14 protein-coding genes are annotated in these 22,774 nt (G+C 61.8%); 2 read left to right on the top strand and 12 right to left on the bottom strand.

What is annotated here, in order from left to right:
• Entirely contained in the window at positions 1-951 is a 951-nt protein-coding gene (locus HU731_RS01640) for an alpha-E domain-containing protein (protein ID WP_044273752.1), read from the top strand.
• A 102-nt stretch (positions 952-1,053) separates the two neighbouring features.
• On the opposite strand, the gene HU731_RS01635 is transcribed toward HU731_RS01640, so the two are convergent.
• Positions 1,054-3,315 carry an ATP-dependent DNA helicase gene (locus tag HU731_RS01635; RefSeq protein WP_186608135.1) on the bottom strand — a complete coding sequence of 754 codons (2,262 nt, stop codon included), beginning with the start codon at positions 3,313-3,315 and terminating at the stop codon, positions 1,054-1,056.
• Positions 3,312-4,958 carry a VRR-NUC domain-containing protein gene (locus tag HU731_RS01630; protein ID WP_186608136.1) on the bottom strand — a complete coding sequence of 549 codons (1,647 nt, stop codon included), beginning with the start codon at positions 4,956-4,958 and terminating at the stop codon, positions 3,312-3,314. The genes HU731_RS01635 and HU731_RS01630 overlap by 4 nt, the downstream gene beginning before the upstream one ends.
• 189 nt (positions 4,959-5,147) lie before the next feature.
• On the opposite strand from HU731_RS01630, the gene HU731_RS01625 reads away from it, so the two are divergent.
• A complete protein-coding gene (locus HU731_RS01625; RefSeq protein WP_003191162.1) occupies positions 5,148-5,372 on the top strand; it encodes a YgdI/YgdR family lipoprotein in 225 nt (74 codons plus the stop codon).
• Positions 5,373-5,431: 59 nt separating this feature from the next.
• Here HU731_RS01625 and HU731_RS01620 read toward each other — a convergent pair whose 3' ends face one another.
• The 10 genes from HU731_RS01620 to HU731_RS01575 form a co-directional block, all read right to left on the bottom strand.
• Positions 5,432-6,856 carry a polyurethane esterase gene (locus tag HU731_RS01620; protein ID WP_186608137.1) on the bottom strand — a complete coding sequence of 475 codons (1,425 nt, stop codon included), beginning with the start codon at positions 6,854-6,856 and terminating at the stop codon, positions 5,432-5,434.
• Between the two features lie 175 nt (positions 6,857-7,031).
• Positions 7,032-10,139 (bottom strand): autotransporter serine protease, encoded by a 3,108-nt coding sequence (locus tag HU731_RS01615; protein ID WP_186608138.1) that lies wholly within the window; start codon positions 10,137-10,139, stop codon positions 7,032-7,034.
• Between the two features lie 181 nt (positions 10,140-10,320).
• Entirely contained in the window at positions 10,321-13,278 is a 2,958-nt protein-coding gene (gene eprS / locus HU731_RS01610; protein ID WP_186608139.1) for an autotransporter serine peptidase EprS, read from the bottom strand.
• A 125-nt stretch (positions 13,279-13,403) separates the two neighbouring features.
• A complete protein-coding gene (locus HU731_RS01605) occupies positions 13,404-14,744 on the bottom strand; it encodes a TolC family outer membrane protein (protein ID WP_186608140.1) in 1,341 nt (446 codons plus the stop codon).
• A gap of 2 nt (positions 14,745-14,746) precedes the next feature.
• Positions 14,747-16,060: an HlyD family type I secretion periplasmic adaptor subunit gene (locus tag HU731_RS01600; RefSeq protein ID WP_032897414.1), complete on the bottom strand. Its 1,314-nt coding sequence runs from the start codon at positions 16,058-16,060 to the stop codon at positions 14,747-14,749.
• Positions 16,057-17,808, bottom strand: coding sequence for a type I secretion system permease/ATPase (locus HU731_RS01595; RefSeq protein ID WP_186608141.1), 1,752 nt, complete (start codon positions 17,806-17,808; stop codon positions 16,057-16,059). The genes HU731_RS01600 and HU731_RS01595 overlap by 4 nt, the downstream gene beginning before the upstream one ends.
• 100 nt (positions 17,809-17,908) lie before the next feature.
• On the bottom strand, positions 17,909-18,277 hold the full coding sequence (locus HU731_RS01590; protein WP_186608142.1) for an AprI/Inh family metalloprotease inhibitor: 369 nt from the start codon (positions 18,275-18,277) through the stop codon (positions 17,909-17,911).
• Positions 18,278-18,325: 48 nt separating this feature from the next.
• Positions 18,326-19,759 (bottom strand): serralysin family metalloprotease, encoded by a 1,434-nt coding sequence (locus tag HU731_RS01585; RefSeq protein WP_186608143.1) that lies wholly within the window; start codon positions 19,757-19,759, stop codon positions 18,326-18,328.
• 369 nt (positions 19,760-20,128) lie between these two features.
• Positions 20,129-21,232, bottom strand: a complete 1,104-nt coding sequence (locus tag HU731_RS01580; RefSeq protein WP_186608144.1) for a DmpA family aminopeptidase — start codon at positions 21,230-21,232, stop codon at positions 20,129-20,131.
• A 9-nt stretch (positions 21,233-21,241) separates the two neighbouring features.
• Entirely contained in the window at positions 21,242-22,606 is a 1,365-nt protein-coding gene (locus HU731_RS01575; RefSeq protein WP_186608145.1) for an APC family permease, read from the bottom strand.
• Between the last annotated feature and the right edge of the window lie 168 nt (positions 22,607-22,774).

Here is a 22,774-nt window from a genome sequence, read left to right as displayed (position 1 = left end):
ATGCTGAGTAGAACGGCTGCAGATCTGTATTGGATGTCGCGCTACCTGGAGCGCGCCGAGAACCTGGCACGCATGCTGGAAGTCAGTTATTCGCTGTCCTTGATGCCCCAGGCCGGGCGCAGCGATGGCTTGGACGAATTGGCGATGTCGTTGCTCAGCAGCGGCACCCTGGACAACTACCTGGAACGTCACCAGACCCTGGATGCCGAGCGCATGTTGCACTTCTTTGCCCTCGATGCAGAAAACCCCGCGAGCATTTACAACTGCCTGCGAGCCGCCCGAGGCAATGCCCATGCGGTACGCGGGCGCATCACCGCCGACATGTGGGAAAACCTCAACGCCACCTGGCTGGAAATGCGCAGCATCGCCGCCGGTGGCCTGGCGCGACACGGCATCAGCCACTTCTGTGACTGGGTCAAACAACGCTCGCACCTGTTTCGTGGCGCAACCTCGGGCACCATCATGCGCAATGACGCCTACCGTTTCATTCGCCTGGGCACCTTTGTCGAGCGCGCCGATAACACCCTGCGCCTGCTGGATGCACGCTATGAAATGTTCGGCGAAGAGTCCGAAGAAGTCAGCGACCTCTCGGCACGCGGTTATTACCAGTGGAGCGCCCTGCTGCGCGCGTTGTCGTCGTTCGAGGCGTATACCGAGCTGTATCCGAATGCCTTGAATGCACGCTCGGTATCCGAACTGTTGCTGTTGCGCAGTGATGTACCGCGCTCGCTGCATGCCTGCATTGAGGAGTTGAGCCATATCCTGGCCGACCTGCCCGGCAGTTATGGGCGCACGGCGCAACGCCTGGCGGCGGAGTTCGAGGCGCGGCTGCGGTACACGGGGATTGATGAGATTCTGGAAGATGGGCTGCACACTCGGCTGACAGAATTCATCGACACCGTGCGTGAGCTGGCACGGGAGATACAAAGCTCCTACCTGGAAGTGGTCTAACACACACCTGTAGGAGCGAGCTTGCTCGCGAAAACTCACCGGCGCCGCGTTTATTCAGAAAACCCGCGTTATCGTTGACGTTTTTCGCGAGCAAGCTCGCTCCTACAGGGGGTTGATCGCCCACCAACGTGGGAGCAACTGGCGCACCCGCGACTCGCCGAAGCGGTCGTCGATCAGCATCACCACCCCGCGATCCTGCTGGCTGCGGATCACCCTCCCCGCCGCCTGCACAACTTTCTGAATGCCGGGATACAGGTAGGTGTAGTCATACCCCGTGCCGAAGACCGCGCCCATGCGTGCCTTGATCTGTTCATTCACCGGGTTGAGCTGCGGCAAGCCCAGGGTGGCGATAAAGGCACCGATCAGGCGCGCACCGGGCAGGTCGATACCTTCCCCAAACGCGCCGCCCAGCACCGCAAAGCCAATGCCCTGGCTGTGGTGAGTGAACTGGTCCAAAAAGGCTTGGCGCTCGGCCTCGGCCATGCCCCGCGCCTGCAACCACAACGCAACCTGCGGGTGCCGTTCGGCCATTAACTGGGCCACCTGTTGCAGGTAATCGAAGCTTGAGAAAAACGCCAGGTAGTTACCCGGTTGCGCGGCGAATTGCCGGGCCAGCAGCTCCACAATGGGTTCCAGCGACGCCTGGCGATGCACAAACCGCGTAGAGATGCGGTCAACGATGCTGACCTGCAATTGCTCGGCCTTGAACGGTGACGCCACATCAACCCAGGCGGTATCCGCCGGCAGGCCCAGCAAGTCCGCGTAATAATGGCGCGGGCTCAGGGTCGCGGAAAACAGCACGCTGCTGCGTGCGGCGGTCAGCCTGGGCCGGATGAACTCGGCCGGCACCACATTGCGCAGGCACAGGGTCGAGCTGCTGCGCTTGGCGCTGAACTGGCGTTTAGTGATATCGAAGATAAAGTGCTCGTTGAACAGCTCGGCCACTTTGGCCCATTGCAGCGCGTCGAAGTAGAAGGCTTGCAGGTCGCCACTGAGGGCTTCGGGGTGGTCGTTGAAGTAGTCGCCCATGGCGCTGGTGCACAGGCTCAGGGCCTGGAGCAGTTTGTCTGGTTTGGCCGCGTACGCCTGATACGGCGCGAGTTGGTCCTTGTGCAACGCATTCCACTCGCGGTTCAGGCGCTGCAAGGGTTTCTTCAGGGTCTCGGGCGCGCTATCGCGCAAGGTCTTGAGGCTGTATTGATCCAGGCTGGCGCTGTACATCGAGCGTGCCCGTTCGACCAGGTTGTGCGCCTCGTCCACCAGCACCGCGACGCGCCATTGGTTGAGCTGGGCCAGGCCGAACAGCATGGCGCCAAAGTCAAAATAATAGTTGTAGTCGGCGACGATAAGGTCGCTCCAGCGCGCCATTTCCTGGCTCAGGTAGTACGGGCATACCTGATGGGCCAGCGCCACGTTACGCAGGCTGCGCTGGTCGAGCAGGCGCACCTGGGACGCGGCCTGGCGGGCGGCAGGCAGGCGGTCGTAAAAACCCTTGGCCAACGGGCAGGAATCACCGTGGCAGGCTTTGTCCAGGTGTTCGCACGCCTTGTCCCGAGCCACCAGTTCAAGCACGCGCAGTGACAGCTCGGGGCTGCTGTCGTACAGCACTTGGGCGGCATCCAGGGCCAGCTTGCGCCCGGGCGTCTTGGCGGTGAGGAAGAACAGCTTGTCCAGTTGCTGCGGCGCCAGGGCCTTAAGCAGCGGGAAAATAGTGCCGATGGTCTTGCCAATGCCAGTGGGCGCCTGAGCCATCAGGCACCGGCCCGTAGTCACCGCTTTGTAGACCGACTCGGCCAGGTCGCGCTGCCCGGTACGGAAGTCGGCATGGGGAAACGCCAGGCTCTGCGCAGCGGCGTTGCGTGCGTCGCGATGCTGCATCTCTTGCCGGGCCCAGTCCAGGAACAGCGCGCATTGCTGATTGAAGAACTGCTCAAGGCCTGGCGCATCGAATCGCTGGTTCAGCACGGTTTCGCCTTCGCCGACGATATCGAAGTACACCAGCGCCAGGTCGATATGATCGAGCCCGAGCTTCTGGCACATCAGCCAGCCATACACCTTGACCTGGGCCCAGTGCAGTTGCCGGTGGTTGGCGGGCTGAGCAGCGAGATCGCCACGGTAGGTTTTGACTTCTTCCAGGCGATTGGCGTCCGGGTCGTAGCCGTCAGCCCTGCCCCGCACCTTGAGCTGGTGGTAGTCGCCCTCCAGGGCAACCTCATGCTGATAATGCGCGCTGCGCCGGGACGCCACCGTACGATGGCCGACAATGCCTTCCTGGGCGCTGGGCGATGGCGTAAAGCGCAGGTCGAGGTCGCCGACCTTGGCGGTGAACTCACACAGCGCCCGCACGGCCACGCTGTAACTCAAGCGAGTTGCTCCGCCCAGCGCACGTAGCAAACGGTGACCGGCATCTGGTACTCGCCGCAGAACGCCAACCACCGCAACTGGTTGTCTTGCAGGCGGTCGCCGGGGCCCTTGACCTCAATCATGCGATAGGTGTTGTGTGCGGGCCAGAACTGAATGAGGTCCGGCATCCCGGCCCGGTTGGCACGGATATCCTGCAACAGGCGCGTAAACCAATGACGCAAGTGCTCGGCGGGCAGGCAGGCCAGGGCTTGCTCCAGCAGCTCTTCGCTGAGCAGGTTCCAGAACACGAACGGCGACTGAATGCCCCATTTGTCCACGTAGCGTTGGCGGATGCTGGCCTTGTAGCGACCGTCCTCCAGTTGTGCAAAGCACGCGGCAAACAAGGCTTCACGGCGTTGATAAAAGTCTTCGCTGTGCAGGTCCGCCGGCCCGCGCTGGAATGGGTGGAAGAACGCCCCCGGCAGCGGCGCAAAAATCGCCTCCCAGCACAGCAAGCCAAACAGCGAATTGATCAGGCCATTCTCGACGTAATGCACCGGCGCATCCGGTTCACTCAGGTGCGCCAGCACACAGGACTCCACCGACAGCAGCGGCTCTTGCACCAGCGCCAGGTCCAGGCGCGCAATCGCTTGGGGCTTGGCCCTGGGCAGCGCCGGCCCGCCTAGTTTGCGCCGCAGGCGCGGCACTACCCGCAGCAGGTGTTGTTGTTCCGCTGCGCTGTGTGGGGCCTGTTGCGCCTCGGTCGCCAGGGCCATGGCTTGGGCGTAATCCTCCTGACGCTCCAGTACGCGAATCAACCGCGCCCGCGCGCCGGGATGAGTGCAATTGCGGTAGATCTGTTCGGCCAGTGCCAGCTCGGCGCAACGCTCAGAATACTGGCCGATCTGGAACAGCAGCTTGGCGCGGCGCTTTTCCAGCCAGGGGTTGTCAGTACACAACGTGGCGACCTGCGCCAGCACCGTATCCACTGCCTCACCGGCTTCAAAGGCTTGCTGGCACTGCTGCAGGAACACAAACCCGTGCACGTCGTCACGGCTGCGTAAGCCGCGAGACTCGGCGCAGAATTCGACTTTTTCATAGGTGTAGATGCCCAGGTCTGCCAACACGAACTCCGACCAATCCTGGTGCAGGTTGCCGAAGAACATCAGGCGCAGGCGATCACACAACTCCATCACCGTCAGGCTATACAGCACATCCCCCACGTCGGGACACCACTGGGCAAAGCTGCGCGGTTCGGTAAATTGCGCCGCCAAAGGTTCAAGCCAATCGACCTTGTTGCCCTTGGGTTGATCGATCCAGGGCTTGAAGGCGCCGAGCAGTTCACCCTTTTGCAGCAGCGCAAACAGGGTGGCAAACGCCAGCGGGCTTTGATCCTCTACCCATCCCAACTCACGCAATGGCCCCGCCGCCGCATGAGGGCAACCGATTTCCAGGTAATGGAGCTTGGTGGCACGAAAATGCACGCCCTTGCGCATCACCATCCGCACCAACAACGCCTGGGAGGCCTGGGGCAACCTGTCAAATTGCTGAATGAAATGCTGTTCGTGCGCATCGAGCAAATCGGCATAGCGTTGCCCCAACCACACCAGCACTTGGCGGAAGTTATGCAGGTAATACAAGGGGGCTTCGAGAGGGTTGGCCATGGCGCAAAGCAATCAAATACTGGTTATGCATACAGAGTGCCGGGGCAAAGGGGTTGTTGCAATCAGTAATAGATAAATGGCGCCTGCAACTTTTTGCAAAAAAACAATCTGATGAGGGGGTTGATCAAGTAATATTTATGGCCGCGCAGCCAGACGCTGCGGGACTTTTCAGGGTTAAAGGTAAGGGTTATGAACATGAAGAATTTGGGTCTGCCACTGGTTGCACTCACTTTTCTGGTATTGGCCGGTTGCTCCACGCAAACCGTAGTGACCTTGCAAAACGGCACGCAATATTTGACCAAGGACACGCCCAACGCCAAGACGGCCGACGGCTTCTACGAGTTCACCGATATTGCCGGCAAGCGTATTCGTATCAAGGCCGATGATGTGGCCACTGTGCGTAAGGAAAAATGATCCTCTAGCAACACCCATCAAATGTGGGAGCTGGCTTGCCAGCTCCCATACCGAATGCGTTAGCTGATGACTATCCCCTCCCCCGACAGACTGCTCACCCCCACCAGCGTCACCGAATCCGTACCAAAGCCAATGACGGTATCCCCGCCCACCACCTTGATGTGATCGCGGTAATCATTGCTGCCCGCCACGTCATTGAACACCAGCTTGTCCGTCGCCTGGTAGCCAATCACCCGGTCGTTGCCAAACTGCCCGCTGAACAAAAACGTGTTATGCCCGCTGCTGTCGCGGATCGTGTCATTGCCCTTGCCGCCTTCGATAAAGTCCGCGCCCCTGCCGCCTTTGATCAGGTCGTCGCCGTCACTGCCGATGATGAAGGTATTGCCTTTGTGCGCCTCGGCATTGCGGTTGAGGTCTTGCACCCAGGTGGTGGCCCGTGCCGGGTCGGACAGGTTGGCGACGATCACCGTGGAGTCACGGGTCATCTGTTCGTAGAAGCCCGAGTCGAGGATGCGGGTCATGCCGTCGCCGTAACCGGTGGGCAAGTGCGAGACCCAGGTGGGCAGGTTGAGGATGGAAAACGGCAGCACGTTCCACAGGGATGAGGCGTAGTGGTCATTGAAGCTGACGATGTTGTCGGTGCTCGATTCGTGGGGTTTGTCGTGCACGCCCAGAGACGACAGGTTGAATGACGAGCCATCCAGGGCACGGAACACCGGGTCGTTTTCATAGCCGACGTTAAGCACCTTGTCGCCGGCGCTCTGGGTGGGTGACGCGTAGGCCACGTAGTTGGAGTCCTTATAGAACCCCGACCAGGTGCTGTCGCTCAAGTCGGCCATGCTGTTGACCGCCAGGCCCCCAAGGCTGTGGCCGCTGACCACGACGTCATTGCCGCTCAGGCCCTGGGCAGTGGCGTAATCCGCCACGTTCTTGAGCAAGCCGCCAAAGGCTTCGCCCGCGTAGTTCTTGGCATAATCCTTGGGCCCGAAGGCGGCGAGCAGGTCGCTGATCACGTCGCCGATGGAGTCGGTGACCACGCTTTCCCGAGGCCCCGAAGTGCCGCGAAAACTGATGCCGAGTTCCAGCAGCTTGCCGGCGTCATCGTACTTGCCCAACACCTCGGCCTGCGCCGTGCCGTAGCCGAATTTTTCGCCAAAGAAGGTGCCGCGCGCATCGACCTTGCCGCTGTAGCCCAGGGTACTGGCGCTGATAGGCGTCCAGCCGGCTGCTTGCACCGCCTCCAGGGCGGCTTTTTCCGAGTCGGGGTTCCAGGGGATGCCGGGGATGACCCCTTGGGCGTTGCTGCCGCCAATCAGCGCGCTGACCAGGGTGGCGGGCAAACCCAGGCCGAGGCCGTTGTTCTGGTAGCCGACGGCAAAGCCGTTATCCAGGTTGTGGTAGGAATACAGCGTGATCGCCATGGCGTCGGCGAACAGCGCCTTGGAGTCCTCGGTACCGAGGTTTTTATAGTCAAAGATACCCATTGGTAGTGCCTCTCTGTTGTTGGATTTGTAGAGAAAGCCAAAACACCTGTTATCCGTTACCTGTAGGAGCGAGCTTGCTCGCGAAAAACTCAAGTGCGCCACGTTCCTTCAGGTGGAACGCGTCATCGTTGACGATCTTCGCGAGCAAGCTCGCTCCTACAGTGATTTTAAAGCTTTAGAACGCCCAATCCAGGCTCAAGCCGACGCCGTGCACCTTCTCCTTGCTGGCCAGCAGGCCGTTGTAATCGAAGTTCACCCGCGCATCCTTGCTCAATGCCAGGCTCACCCGTGCCCCGACCAACGCCGCATCGCGCACCATCGGCGCACTTTCCACCGTGAACGAAGGGCCGCCCGAGGCAAACGCCAGGTGTTGCTCCGAATCGGTGCTGCTCAGGTTGTGCTGCCAGCCCAGGGTGCCGGAGACTTCCAGTTGCTGATGGTCGTTGATGTTGAAGGTCTTCAAGGCGCGCATACCCAGGGTGCTGAGCACCAGGTCACGGCTGTCGTCGCCACTTTTCAGCGCGGCGGCGTCGCCCTTCTCTTTGAAGCTGTCAGTTGCCAGGTGCACGTAGGCCAGGTTGGCGAACGGCTCCAGGGCCAGGGGTTGCAGGTTGATGCGGTACGCAGCTTCCGTGAACACCTGGGTGCTGTGGGCATCGACCTTGGCCTTTTGCTTGCCGCTGACGTCGCCGTATTGCAGCTCGCGTTTGACATCGGCGCGGTGCCAGCTGTAGGTCGCGCCGCCAGTCAGGCGCCAGGCGCCGATTTCATGCCCGGCATAAGCGCCGAAATGGTAGCTGTCGACCGAGGCGCGGCTGTGGGTGCCACTGCCCATGTTCAGCGACGTATCGCTGTAGCCGGCCACCAGGCCAATGCGCGTGGCCTCATCGAGGGCGCCGTCCACACCGGCGAGCATGCCGCCGATGGAGGTGGTGTAGCCTGCGGTGTCGTTGCGGCTGTCGGTCTTGCCCCATGCACCCAGTGCCTTGACCCACACGTTGCCACGGCTGTCGATGGCTTGGCTGGCAGCGCCCATTTCACCGTTGCGCAGGCGTTCGCCCACGGCTTCGCGCACGTAGCGGCTGTCATTGACCAGCGCGGTTTCCAGCGCCGGGTAAACCTCGCCGCTCAGTTGCTGGAACGCGCCCTGGGCCGAGGCGGCCGTGGGTGCCAGCAGCAAGCTTTCATACACACCGTTGCCCGCCCCCAATTGCTCGACGGCGGCGGCCACGGCGCGTTGGTTCGGCGTGGCGGCCACACTGGCGAAGCTGTTGGTGCGTGCCACATCCAACTGCACACCGTTGGCGGCGTAGTTCAAGGTGCCGCCGACAAACAGGTAGTTGGGCACCACTGCCGCGAAGCTGCCGGTGACGCCACCTGCCGCTTGCAGGATGTTGTACTGGCGGCCGATCAGGCTTTGGGCCTGGGTCGCGCTCAGCAAGGTCGGGCTGTTTTCCAAGGCCAGGGTCACGGTGCCGCCATTGAGGGTGGCGGTGCCGCCCGCGACGATGCGATCGCTGCTGGTGGGCGACAGCTCTACCGCGTAGGTCGAGCCTGGTTCAAAGTTGACGTTGCCCGCGACGTTCAAGGTGCCGATGGAATTGCCCGGCGCCACGGTGCCGCCGCTTTTTGCGCTAAGCGAACCGATACGCCCCGCCCCCCCGACCACGCCGCTCTGGCTCACGGTAACGTCGGAGGTGACCGAACCGTTGATTGCCAGTAAGCCCTGGTTGACCAGCGTCGGCCCACTGTAGGTGTTGGTGCCGCTCAGCACCAAGGTACCGATGCCCTGCTTGGTCAGGCCGCCGTGGCCCGAAATGTCGTTGCTCCACACATCCCGGCCGCAGTGCAGGTCATCGCACACACGCTGGGTGGGTTTGCCGGCATCCACCACCGCGCCGACACCCGGCAAGTCCGCGACGAACTGGCCGCTGCCGTAGGCGCCGTCGATACGGAACTCGGCTGGAATATCCTCCGCGGTGATAAACATCCCGGGGCCGTTAACTGCCTTGCCCAGGTTGATCATGCCCCAGCCGTACAGCGAGTCGATGCCCGGCGCGCCGAGGTCGGTGGCGGTGGTCTTGAGCACAGTGGATATTTGGTCACCGCTCATGTACTGGAAGCGCTCCATCAGCACCGCTGCGCTGCCGGCCACGTGAGGCGCGGCCATGGAGGTGCCGTTGAAGTTGGCGTAGTCGTTGGTGAGGTTGTCCAGGTTGGTGCCGTTGATGATCGAGCTGTAGATCTTGGTGCCGGGCGCCGATACGCAAAAGCTCGCCGCATAGCCACAGCGCGACGAGAAGGTGCTGATCACATAGGGGTTGGCACTCGCGGTATCCGGGTTTTGCTGCAAAGCGGCCACCGACAGCCAGTTCGGGGCAATCTCCGGCACAAAGTACGCCAGACCGGAAATGGCATCCGGATTGTTACGATTGTAGTCATTACCCGCGGCGAAGATGGTCAGCACACCGCTGCGGGCCGCATCGATGGCGCCTTGATAAGCCCCTCCTGCGATGGTGCCGAGGATCGGTCGAATGGTGTTGAATTGCGCCTGGGCTTCGTTGACGGTGAAATTGGGAAACGCCGGATCGCGCCCGCCCTTGGCGTACTGGTCACCGATGCCGATACCCCAGCTGTTGTTGATGATGCGAGCGCCGCTGGCAACCAACGCATCCCAACCGGCCTTGTACACCGCGCCATCGTTGCCCAGGATAATTCCGTCTTCCGGGCCTGGGTCACCGTTTTCGGCACTGATGATTTGCGCATTGAACGCCACGCCATGCATCGGCCCGCCATCGCGGTTACCCGCAGCAATCCCGCCGACATGCGTGCCGTGGTTGCCCAGCTTGCCGTTGGAGCCCAGGGACGGCGTGCCATCGTAACGGAATGCATCACCGGCCTTCACCGGGATATACGGGTCGGTGTATTGGCGGATGCCCTCGGTGACAATGGTCACCACTTTGTTGGGGCTGGCGAATTCCGGATGTGGTGCGTACACCGGCTGGTCGAAGATCCCCAGCTTGACGCCCTTGCCGGTATAGCCGGCCGCATAGGCGGTGTCGGCGTGCACGGCGCCCAGGCCCCAGTCGGCCTTGAACTCATTGCTGCGCCAGCTGGCGGCGTCGCCCAGTTTGCCGGTTTCCACGTAGGGCGCGGCCTGGGCGGTTCCCAGGCTTGCCAGGCAACACAGCAACGCGCCGTATGGCACGCAGCTCAGTGCCTTGAGCGGATAGCCCGGGCCTGTGTGGATGGCGGTAGTTAACCCTGACTTGCGTTTTTTCACGGTGACCTTCCTTAGTTTTCTTATTGCACGTGTGTAAATCACTTTCTCCAGAACACCGCCGCACCAATGTAGGAGCGAGCTTGCTCGCGAAAAACGTCAACGATAACGCGGGTTTCCTGTATCAACGCGGCGCCTGTGAGTTCTTCGCGAGCAAGCTCGCTCCTACAAGTTCGCGGTGTGCTTAGAACTGCCAGTTCAGGCTCAAACCCACGCCCTGGGTTTTCGCGCGCCCACCCAGTTGGCCGTTGTAATCCAGGTTGACCCGCGTCGATGCATTCAGCGCCAGGCTGGCCTGCACGCCCACCAGGGCGGCATCGCGCAGCAATGGCGCACTGCGCACGGCAAATGAAGGGCCGCCTGCGACAAACGCCAAGTGTTCTTCGGACTCCACCGCGGTCAGGCTGTGTTGCCAGCCCAACGAACCGGACAGGTCCAGTTGCTGATGGTCGTTGAGGGCCAGGGTTTTTATGGCACGTACGCCTAGGGTGCTGAGCGCCGCATCACGGCGGTCGCTGCCGCGTTCCAGGGCAGCGGCATCGCCTTTTTCGTGGAAGGACTCGCTGTTCAGATGCACGTAAGCCAGGTTGGCGAACGGCTCCAGCGCCACTGCTTGCAGGCGGATGCGGTACGCGGCTTCGGTGAAGACTTGCGCCGTGGTCGCGTCCAGCTTGTTTTTTTGCTTGCCGCTGACATCACCCCATTGCAGGTCGCGCTTCACATCGCCGCGATGCCAGCTGTAGGCGCCACCGACGCTCAGGCGCCAGTCACCCAGCTCACGCCCGGCGTACGCGCCAAAGTGGTAGCTGTCGATGGACGCCGATGAATGGGTACCGCTGCCCATATTCAGCGAGCTGTCGCTGTAGCCGGCAACCACACCCACGCGGGTCTGCTCATCCAGCGCGCCATCCACGCCCGCCAACAGGCCACCGATGGAAGTGGTGGACCCCGCCGTTTCAGTGCGGCTATCGGTCTTGCCCCAGGCGCCCAGTGCTTTGAACCACAGGTTGCTTTCACCGGACACTGGCGCATGGCGCAGGCGCTCGCCTACGGCATTGCGCAGTTGCAGGCTGTCGTTGATCAGCATCGCACCCACCGCCGGGTAGATTTCCCCGGACAGTTGCTGCAAGCCCTGCTGGGCCACGGCAACCGATTGCGACTGCAGCAGGCTTTCATACACCGGGTTGCCGGCGCCCAATTGCTCGGCGGCGGCCGCGACATTGCGCTGGTTGCGGGTAGCGCCGACGCTGGCGAAGCTGGCGTCGTTGCGTCCCACATTCAGTTGCACGGCATTGGCGGCGTAGTCGAGAGTGCCACCGAGGAACAGATAGTTGGGCAGCACTTGCCCAAACTGGCCCTGGATACCGCCCGCCGCCTCAAGAATCGAGTACTGGCGGCCGATCAGGCTCTGGGCCTCGCTCTGGCTGAGCAAGGTGGGGCTGTTTTCCAGCGCCAGCGTGACGGTACCGCCGCCCAGAATCGCCTGGCCGCCGGCAACAATGCGGTCGCTGCTGGTGGGCGTCAGTTCCACGGCATAGGTCGAGCCGGCGCCGAGGTTTACGTCTCCTGCTACTTGCAAGGTACCCACCGAATTGCCCGGCGCTACACGACCGCCACTGTTTACCGACAACGCGGCGATACGTCCGGAACCACCCAGGGTGCCGCTGTCATTCACCGTCACCGCCGAAATCAGCGAGCCATTCACGGCCAAGAGACCGCCGTTGACCAGGGTTGCGCCGCGGTAGGTGCTGTCGCCGCTGAGCACCAGGCTGCCGGCACCGGCCTTGATCAGGCTGCCCTCGTACACGCGGTTGGCGGCAGCCTGGTCGCGGGCATTGCCGATGGCGTAGTCGGTCTGGTCCTGCTGGCTGGCAGTGGCGCCCACGCCGTTTTGCCAGCCCTTGTCGATCAGGGTTTGCTGCCAGGCCGTGTGCTCGGCGCGGTCCTCGGCCTGGCGCTGGATGAGTGCCTGGTCGGAGATGCCATTGCTCCACACATCGCCCTGCCCGGCGGCCAGGTTGACCTCCATAGGCCCAAGCAATTGCCCTGGGCCGTGCATCGCCCGGCCCAGGTCGGGCACACCCCAGCCAACGATGGCGTTGGGCGCCTGGGTAATCGAGCCGTCGAGCTGGGTGGCGGTGGTCAGCAGCACCTGCAAGGCTTGCTCGTTGGTCATGTAGGGATAACGTTCCATCACCAGCGCCAACGCGCCGGTGGCATGGGGCGCCGACATCGAAGTGCCGGACTTGACCCCATACCCGCCGTCGGGAATGGTGCTGTTGATCAGCGCGCCAGGGGTAGAAATACACCAGTACTTGGCGACGCCGCACTTGTTGTATTTCTGGTTATTGGCTTTATCCAGCCCGGACACGGCGAGCCAGTGGCCTTCCAGTTCCGGCTGGAAATACGGCAAGGCCGAGCGCACGCTGGCGTTGGCATAGCCGCTGTTGCCGGCGCTGAACACATTGATCACACCGGCCTTGGCCACGTCCGCTGCCGCGTCCAGCCAGGTGCCCCGGTTGTAATGCTGGGCGTACGCCGCGTGCATGTTGTCCAGGGTCTGGTAACTGACGTCCTTGGGCTGGCTGCCCCAGCTGTTGTTGATGGCGCGCACGCCGGAGTCCACCAGGGCGGTGTACACGGTCTTGAAATATTTGGGGTCTGGCGTGGGGCCGAACAGGAAGCTGTCGTTGGCATTGGTGTTACCCACATAGACTTGCGCGTTGTACGCAACGCCATGCATGCCCACGCCGTCGCGGGCGGCACCCATGGTGCCGGTGACGTGGGTGCCGTGGGAATCGTTGTTCGGGTTGAGCGCGCCGGTGGTGCTGAAGGCGCTGCCATCGACATAGGTGCCAGTGGCGGTGACCGGGTGGAAGCGATCTTTGGCGGCTTCGGGGTGATTGGCATCGAACCCTGAGTCCAACGCACCGATTTTCACGCCTTGGCCGCTGATCCCGGCGGCGTAGGCTTCATCGGCTTTCATACGGCCCAGGCCCCAGTCGCTCTGGTACTCGGCGGAGCGCCAACTGGCGGGGTTACCGGGTTGGCCGGTTTCGGTGTATTGCGCCTGCGCCGCAACGGACAGCAAGAGCAAGGAACCTGCGGTGAAGGGTTTGAAACGCGGTGAATCGGTGATCATGTGCACACTCCCTATTATTGTTATTCCCCCTGTAGGAGCGAGCTTGCTCGCGAAGAACTCACTGGCACCGCGTATAGCCAGGATGTCCACGTCATCGTTGACGTTTTTCGCGAGCAAGCTCGCTCCTACAGTTTTCCATCCGGGCCGAAGGCTTCGTCCACTTTGGCCAAGTCGGTGTCGCGCAAGTTGCCCGCGTAGTAGTGCAATTTGGTCCAGGCCATCAAGTAGTCATAACGCGCCTGCGCCAGGTCGCGGCGGGTGCTGTACAGCTGCTGTTCGGCGTTCAAAGCGTCGAGGTTGACCCGCTCGCCGCCGAGAATGCTTTGCTTGGTCGACACCACCAGCGCCTCGGCGGATGCCAGCGCTTTCTGATAGGCGCGCAACTTGCTCACGCCTGACAGGCACGCGCTGAACTGGCGACGCAGTTCGATCAGGGTTTCGCGGGTCTTGCCTTCCAGCTCGTACTCCGCCTGCTCCATCGTGCGGCTGGCCTGGCGAGTGGAGGCCGAGATGCCGCCGCCGGCATACAGCGGCATGCTCACTTCGACGCCGATGGTGTTGGTGTCGTAGCGCTGGTTATAGGTGTTGCCGCTGTCGGACTCCTGCTTGCGCGAGGTGGCATACGCGGTGATTTTGGGCAAATGCCCGGCGCGGTTGCGTTCCACTTCATAGCGCGCCACTTCCAGGGACTGGCGCTGCGAAGCCAGCACGGGGTTGTTGGTGAGCGCCAACTCATGCCAGGTGTCGTAGTTGGCAGGGGTCAAGGTGAACGCGGCGAAGCTTTGGTTCAGCGGTGCCAGGTCGTTGATGTTGACGCTTTGCACGCCGATCAACGCGCCCAGTTCCCGGAGCGAGGCGTCCTGCTCATCCAGGGCCTGGATCTCTTCGGCGGTGGCCAGCTCGTAGCGCGACTCGGCTTCAAGGATATCGGTGCGGGTGCCCTCGCCTTGCTGGAACAGATGCCGGTTCTGCTGGAACTGTTGTTCGAACGCCTTCTTCTTGGCCCTGGCGATGTCGATCTGGTCTTGGGCAAACAGTGCTTGGGTGTAATAGGTCAACACCCGCACCAGCAACGCCTGGCTCTTGTCGCGAAAGCTTTCATCGGCGAACAGCGCCTGGGCCACGCCCTTGCGGTAGTTGGCATAGGCTTCGTAGTCGAACAGTGGCTGTTGCAGGCTGAAGGTGGAGCCGTAGCTGTTGTAGTTGCGGTCGTCGCGATAGCTGCCGCCGCGCCCGTCAGGCAGGTGCGCCTCGGAGTTGTTGCGGCCCTTGTTGTAGTTGTAAGACAGCCGCGGCAGCAAGCCGGCGCGGCCAATGGTGCGGTTTTCCAGACCGGCGTCGCGCTCCTTGATGGCGCCGAGGAACACCGGGTCGTTGCGCAGTGCCTGCTCGTAAACATCAAACGGCCCCATGGCTGCCTGGGCACTGCCACACGCCAGCAGCAGCGAAATGAACACTGGCTTCATGCTCATTCCTCAGTCAACGCGGAGCCGGCGCGGTCCAGCAGCGGCTTGAACAGGTAGTTGAGCAAGGAACGCTCGCCGGTGCGAACGAACATCTCGGCGGGCATGCCGGGCTTGATCACCAGGCCGTTGAGTTTTTCCATCGCCGCCTCGCTGACGCTGGTGCGCAGCACGTAATACGGCGCACCGGTCTTTTCGTCGAGCATCTGGTCGGCGGAGATCAGGCTGACTTCGCCCGGCACCCGTGGCGTGCGGCTTTGGTTGAAGGCGGTGAAGAGGATATCGACCGGCAAGTGCGTGCCGACCTTGTCCACCAGATGCACGGGCAAATGCCCTTCTACTTCCAGGCGCGTGCCCTGGGGCACGATCTCCAGCAGGGTTTCACCGGCGCGCACCACGGCGCCCTCGGTGTGCACGCTGAGGTTGACGGCGATGCCATCGGCCGGCGCGTTGATCTCGCTGTGTTGCAGGTTGAAGCCGGCGGAGGTCAGTTGCTGCTCCAGGGTCAGGCTGCGCAGTTGCGCGTCGGCCAGTTGGCTGCGCACCTCTTTTTGATATTCCTCGCTGTGCTGCTGGAGTTTGAGCCGCGATTCGACAATGCCCTGCTCTATCCGGCCGCTTTCACCGGCGTTTTGCGCCAGGTCCTGCTGCACCTGGGACAACTGGCGCTGGTAGTCCATCAGCCGGTTGCGCGGGATGTAGCCGTTGTCGGCCAAGGGTTGCAGGTTGCTCAGTTGCGCGCGCAGGGATTGGGCCTGGGCGGTCAGGTCGCTGCGCGCACGGCGCATGCCGCTCAACTGTGACGTGGCGCCCTCGATGCTGGCGCGGATCCCGGCTTGTTCGCGGGCAAACGCGTCGCGACGGCTGCTGAACAGTTGGCGCTGGCCTTCGAGCACCAGCATCAGGGCTGGGTCTGGATTGGCGCTTAGCTCAGCGGGAAAGGTGATGCTGGAGAGGTTGTCACGCTCGCTCTGCCAGCGCGCCACGCTGGCCCAGGCCATGCGGTACTGGGCTTGCAGCGATTGCACATCGGCCTGGTTCTGGGTCTGGTCGAGACGAAACAGTGGCTGGCCTTGTTTGACCAGTTCGCCCTCTTTCACCAGGATGCGGCTGACCACGCCGGGGCTGAAGGTTTGTACCGCCTTGCGCTTACCCGACACCACCACGGTGCCTTGGACCGGGATGCCTTGGTCCAACGGTGCGAGGCTGGCCCAGAGGAAAAACCCGCCGGCACCGACAATGGTCATCACCCAGCCCATTTTTACGAAAAAGCCGGCATCGCGTTCTTTGCTACGAGGTTCAACAGTAAGGCTGCTCATGCGCCTGGATTCCTTGCGGCCGGGTACTGACGACTGAAACTGACACCGGTTTTTTCTTTCGGCGCTTCCTGCTGCCCGGACAACGCGCGCAGCACCTCTTGGCTGGGCCCGAACGCTTGCAGTTGGCCTTCGCCGAGCACCAGCAATTTGTCGGCCTGGGCCAGTGCCGAGGAACGGTGGGTGACGAGCACCACGCTGCTGCCCTGGGCTTTCATCTGCATGATGGCGCTGGCCAATGCAGCTTCGCCGACGGTGTCGAGGTTGGAGTTGGGTTCGTCCAGCACAATCAGGCGCGGCCCGCCGTACAGGGCGCGGGCCAGGGCCACGCGTTGTTTCTGGCCGCCGGACAAACCACCGCCGTTGTCGCCCAGCACGGTGTCGTAGCCTTGGGGCAGGCGCAGGATCAATTCATGCACGCCGGCCTGTTGCGCGGCCTTGACCACCCGCTCCGGGTCGGCCTCGCGAAAGCGCGCGATGTTGTCGGCGATGCTGCCGCTGAACAGCTCGATGTCCTGGGGCAAATAGCCGATATGCGGGCCGAGGTCGTCGCGGTTCCAGCGGTGAATATCCGCACCGTCCAGGCGCACGGTACCGGCCAGGGTCGGCCACACGCCCACCAGCACGCGAGCCAGGGTGGACTTGCCGGAGCCCGACGCGCCGAGCACGCCCAGCACTTCACCGGCAGCCAGGCTGAAGCTGACCTGATGCAAGGTCGCCATGCGCCGCCCCGGCGGGCCGGCGCTGACCTGCTCGAAACTGACCTGGCCGTTGGGCGCGGGCAATGCCATGTGCTCGACCTCAGGCGGGAACTCGCGCAGCAGTTCGTCGAGGCGCTGGTAGGCCAGCTTGGCCGAGCTCCATTGCTTCCACACTGCAATCAATTGGTCGATGGGGCTGAGTACGCGGCCCATCAAGATGGAGCCTGCGATCATCATCCCGGCGGTCATGTCGCCCTTGATCACCAGGTAGGCGCCCAGGCCCAGCACCAAGGATTGCAGGCACAGGCGCAGGGATTTGCTTAAGGAGGTGATGATCGAACCGGTGTCGCTGGCCTGGTTCTGCAAGCCCAGGAACTTCGAATGCACGCCAAACCAGCGTTGGCGCAGCGCGCCGAGCATGCCCATGGCCTGGATGGTTTCGGCGTTGTGCAAATGGCTGGTGGCCAGTTGGGTGGACTGCTGCGAATAACCGCTGGCCTCGCCCAACGGCTTTTTGGTCAGGTATTCGTTAAGGCACGCCAAGCCAATCAACAGCACCGCGCCCGCCGTGGCCAGTACGCCGAGCCACACGTTGAACAGGAAAATCACGAACAGGTAGATCGGGAACCACGGCGCATCGAAAAACGCGAATAGCGCTGGCCCCGTGATGAATTGGCGCAAAGCAGTCAGGTCGCCCAAGGATTGCCCGGCATGCCCCTGGCCACGCTGCAAGTTGCGCTCGAAGGCGGCCTTGTACACGCGCAAGTTGAAACGTCGCTCCAACTGGCTGCCAATGCGGATCACGATAAAGCTGCGTACCACTTCCAGCAGGCCGATAAACGCAAAGAAGCCCACGACCATCAGCGTCAACATCACCAGGGTGGTTTCATTCTGGGAGGACAGCACACGGTCATACACTTGCAGCATGTAAATCGAGGGCACCAGCATTAATAGGTTAATCAATGCCGTGAAACAGCCAACGCTGATCAAAATGCTCTTATACTCACCCAGCGCCCTGAATAAGGGCGCCACCCCATGGGACTTCGCCATATTAATTGTTTTTCCTTGCAGCGAATTACGCAAAAGGGTCACCCCTACCAAGTAGGGTACGGCCGCCTAACAAATCGAGTTATATGCTTATAACTTTTAATTAACGTTTTCGTTGCAGCGTTACAACATTGCCAGCTTTAGTACGGGCTTGATAGTCGCCCTCTTTCTGGCGATTCAAATGGGTGATCCCTGAGCCTTCAGCGTTAAACAACCAGATGCCATCCGGCGTGGGCGACCACGTCAGCGGCTTGTCACCCAGCCATTGCTCGGCACAGGCGATATCGCCTTCCAGGGCATTGGCTTGCTCCACTAACTTGAGCGCGCACACCTGATCCTGCTGCTTCAGCTCCCACTGCCCGGCAAGCTGCGCGGCGGTGGGTAATACAAGACTGCTAGCCATTGCGTGGGCTCCTGCCGACACGAACAACACCTGCACAACACAGGCGATCAAAGGGGAAAAACGTGGCATATCCAACTCCAGCCAGGAGCGCGGCGCCGAAGCGCCGCGCGCTTTACATCAGGCTACGATGTCACTGGCAGCGGCCTGGCCAACGGTGGTGACGAGGAAATCCGCCACGCCGTGCCCGGAGAAGTCCACGGCCAATGTGCCCAGGTTGGTACCCGAGGCATAGCTCAGTACAGCATCGCCGGCATGCCCGGTAAAGGCGTTGACGAAGGTCACGCCCGCACCCTTGGTGATACCAGACAGGTCGATCTTGTCCGAACCGGAGGTGAAGTCAAAGATCTTGTCCGCAGCCCCTGGCCTGGAGTCGGAACTGGCACCGTACACGAATGTATCGCTGCCCGCGCCGCCCCACAGTTGGTCCGCACCGCCGCCGCCGTAGATGAGGTCGCTGCCGGCCCCACCCTTGAGGGTGTTAGCGACTTGGTTACCAATGATCAGGTCGTTGCCCGCACCGCCGAACGCGTTCTCGATGGTGACGCCCTTGGCGATGGACACGTTGCCCACCAGGCCGCCCACATCAGAGAACGAAGTGGCAGTGAGGTTGATCTTCTGGTTCTGGGTGAAACCGGAGAAGTCCAGGGTGTCGTTGCCGCCACCGTCCCATACCGAGAACACCAGCTTGTCGGCATTGGAGGAGGCGCTGAGGAAATCACGCCCGGTGTTGGAGTTGAACCCGTAGGTGGTGTCGGTGGCGCGGGTGCTGAGGTTGGCACCGTAGAGCTTCTGGATCGCGGCGATGTCGTCGATCAGCGGGCCGGAAGCGTAAGCCTCGACGCCGCCTTTGCTGAAGTTCTGGTTGGTGTTGCTCTCGCTCCAGTAACTCATGAGGCTATAGCCACGCGTGTCCTGTCCATAGGTTGCGTCGTTATAGGTCGGGTTGCCGTTCCCGGCGTTGTAGTCGCCAGGGTGAGCCAGGCCCAGGGAGTGGCCGATTTCATGGGTCAGGGTCTGCCGACCATAGTTGTTCAGGTCCGGCGCTTTGTTCGCCGTGTAGCTGTTGTTGGTCAGGTACCACGAGGTGCCGTCGTAGCCTGCACCGGTACCGGGCAGGTAAGCGAAGGCCGCGGCGCCGTCCTGGCCACTGCTGTAGTTGCCGAAGGTCATGTGGCCGTCACCGCCGGAAGCCTTTTCGGTAAAGGTCACGTTGGCGACATCCGCCCAGGATTGCATGGCCAGTGCGGCCTGTGCTTTCTGCTGGGTGTTGAATTGGCTGAACCCCGAGATGCCATGTTTGTTCATGGTGCTCTGGGTAGCCGAGGTGAGGAAGGTGTAGGTCAGATCGATCTTGCCGTTGCCATCAAAGTCCCGGTACGCAGCACCATCCCGCAGCAGCTGGGTCGCTGCCTGGTCCACGGTGTAGGACGGTTTGCCATTGACCGTGAGGTTGCCACCACGGTCATACAAATGGCTGAAGCTATCGATTTGCGAGTAAGCAGTGCTGGCTTGCGCGGCAGATACAATAGCCTTGTCTTTTACTTTTGACATAAACGTACTTCCTTGTTTGCAAGTGCATCAGTCTTTGTTCGATAGGAACCTCGCGGGCGAGGATAGTCCTATCACTCACCTCTTTTGAAGGCGTAAGAAAACTGACACAACTTGAAATCTTTCGTCTACATCTATTTCCATCGCACACTTGTGACGCAGGTTCAAGTTGAAGAAGTCCCACGCAGTGTTTATTGGGGGCCGTTGCGTTTGCGTGGCCGAATCGGCGCACAGCACTATTTAAATATTAAATACAAGTAAAGCCGCTCTAAGTGAGCGGCCCACTTGATTAATGGATCCAATATATTGTCACGGTGTCATTAGCAACATTAAAGAGCCACTATCGGCACTATTAAAGTGCGCTGTCCCCCATTACCGGGACACACTCCAGCCACACTGTTTCAACGCCGCCAAGAGGGTTTCGCCAGCCAGGCCCGGTACCTTGACGCCGTCTTGGGTGGCCATGTCTTCACCTGCCAGAATGGCGTTGATGATCGCCTCCTCCACCGCCTCTGCCGCCGCGCTGAACAGCGGCGAAATATGATCGTTGTTGACCATCTGCAACCCGGTGCTGAGCGGCAGGTCCTTGCGCCCATAGTCCGCTGGTGGCAAATCACGGTTACCGGTGGCAAACGCCAGGAACAGGTCGCCGCTCGAATCCTCGGTGCCGCCACCGGTGCGCGCAATGCCGATGGACGCACGCTGTGCCAGGCGCTGGCATTGGTGGGGCAGCAAAGGTGCGTCCGTGGCGATGATCACCACGATGGAGCCCATGCCGGGGGTGCCACGCTCGGTAAAAGGCGAGGCAATGTCCATCAAGTGACGGCCCACCGGGTAGCCATCGACCCGCAGCTCCTGGCGCTTGCCATGGTTGGCCTGCACCAGTACGCCGACGGTCCAGCCGCCCTGCTCCGCTGGCAACCGCCGTGACGCGGTGCCGATGCCGCCCTTGAACTCGTGGCAAATCATGCCGGTGCCGCCGCCAACCGCGCCTTCCTGCACCAGGCCGCTTTCAGCCTGCTCCAGGGCTTGGCGCACGTGCTCTGGGCGCACATGTTGGCCCCAGATATCGTTGAGCAGGCCATCGTAGGTCTCCATGACCACCGGCATGCACCAGTACACCGCCGGGTCCGCCAGGCGCTCGCGCTCCAGGGCGATCAGGCTGTCGCGCACCACCCCGATACTGTGGGTGTTGGTAATGGCCATCGGCGTGGTCAACAGCCCCGCCTCGCTAATCCATTCAAGCCCCGTGGCGTCGCCATTGCCGTTGAGCACGTGGCAGCCGGCAAAACACGGTTGATGCCGCGCTTCCCCGGCACGCGGCTGGATCAGCGTAACGCCGGTGCGCACCTGCTTGCCGTCGACCTGCGCCTTGAGCGTGGCATGGCCGACGCGAACCCCAGGAACATCGGTGATGGCATTCAATTCGCCGGGCATGCCCAGCCCCAACGTGATACCCAACTGACGTGCACGCATACCCACTCCTTACAATTTCTGAAACGCCGGACTCAACCGGCCACTGATGCAATACAAAATCACCGACAGGGCCAGCAAGCCGAGGATGATCATGATGTCGCGTACCGACGCCTCCAGGATCAAGGTGACCAGCAGGTAACCGGCACCGAGCACCGCCAGCATGGCCGGCAGAGGCCATAACGGCATGCGATAAGGATGCTCGCGATCACGCAGCAGCACCCGGCTCATCAGCGCGCTCAGCGCCACCACCAGGTACACCAGCATGATCAGCAATACACTGAACGAGGTCAGGTCGGCCAGGTTGGAGCTGAAGCTCAACAGCGCCGAGGGTATCGCCAGGAACAGCGTCGCCAGCCACGGTGAGTCCCAGCGCGGATGGATACGTGTGAACAGCTTGTTGATGCCAGGCGTCCACAGCGCATCGCGGCCGCTGCTGAACACCACCCGGCCAATCTGGATCACGATGGCGACGATCGCGTTGAACACCGACAGGAAAATCCCGGCGCTCACCAACCGCGACAGGGTTTCGTTGCCATGGCTGGTCAACAGGTAGCCGATCGGGTCGGGGCTGCTGATCATCTCGCTCAGGGACGGCGCGCCAATCAACAGCGCGGTGATCGGCACCAACTCGATCACCACCACCAACCCCAACGACCAGAGCACCGCCTTGTGCACGCCCTTGCCGCCGCATTTCATGTCTTCGGCCAGCAACACCGCTGGGCCGTAGCCGTTGAACGAGAACAGGCCGATGCCGACGGCGCCGATCACCAAGGCCCAGGGCGCCAGGTGCAACACGCCGTTTTCGACGATCTGCGGCTGCAACAACACACTGGCCGGCTGCACCGGGTTACCGAAGCCGATCACCACAATTACCAGCAACGCCGCCACTTCCAATAGCAGGCACGTGCCGGTGATCCAGGCGTTGAGCTTGATATTGAGGATGCCCAGGGCGTAGCTGCACACCACGATCACCAGGGCGACCGTTTGCGCGTCGAACTTCGTGCCCAGTGCGTTATTCAGATAAGTCGCCGCCCCGGTGGCCAACACCGGGGGGATAAACAGCAACATCACCAGCACCGTCAGGAAGGTGGCGTAACCGGCCATGCCACCAAACACGCGCTTGGCATACACGTACTCGCCACCGGCGCTGTTATGGGCGCGGCCGAGTTCGGCGTAACAGAAGGCGAACATCAACGCGAGTAACGCCGCCATCACGAACGCCAGGAACACGCCACTGCCCGCCTGCTGGATGGCAAACGGGGCGATTACAAAGACGGAACTGGCCGGCGTTACCGCTGAAACGGTAATGGCCACGACATCAAAGACGCTCAGGGTGGGCTTGAGCACGCCATCGGGCGCGGGGGTAGCACTCATATCGTTATCCTCTGTCGTTGTTTTTGGTGTGAGGCAGAAACGAAAAATGATATTTGCTCGGGATATGCTTCCCGTTGAGTAGTGGCGACGTTATCGGCTGACGGGCCTGTCGGCCAATTCCCCTATTGGCGTACTCCCCTTGACGGTGCTCGCCAGAAGCCTAACCCT

It is taken from the genome of Pseudomonas salmasensis (genome assembly GCF_014268375.2).
Classification (GTDB): Bacteria; Pseudomonadota; Gammaproteobacteria; order Pseudomonadales; family Pseudomonadaceae; genus Aquipseudomonas; species Aquipseudomonas salmasensis.
The sequence above is the reverse complement of the archived record's forward strand: the minus strand, read 5'-3'. Positions and strand labels throughout refer to the sequence as shown.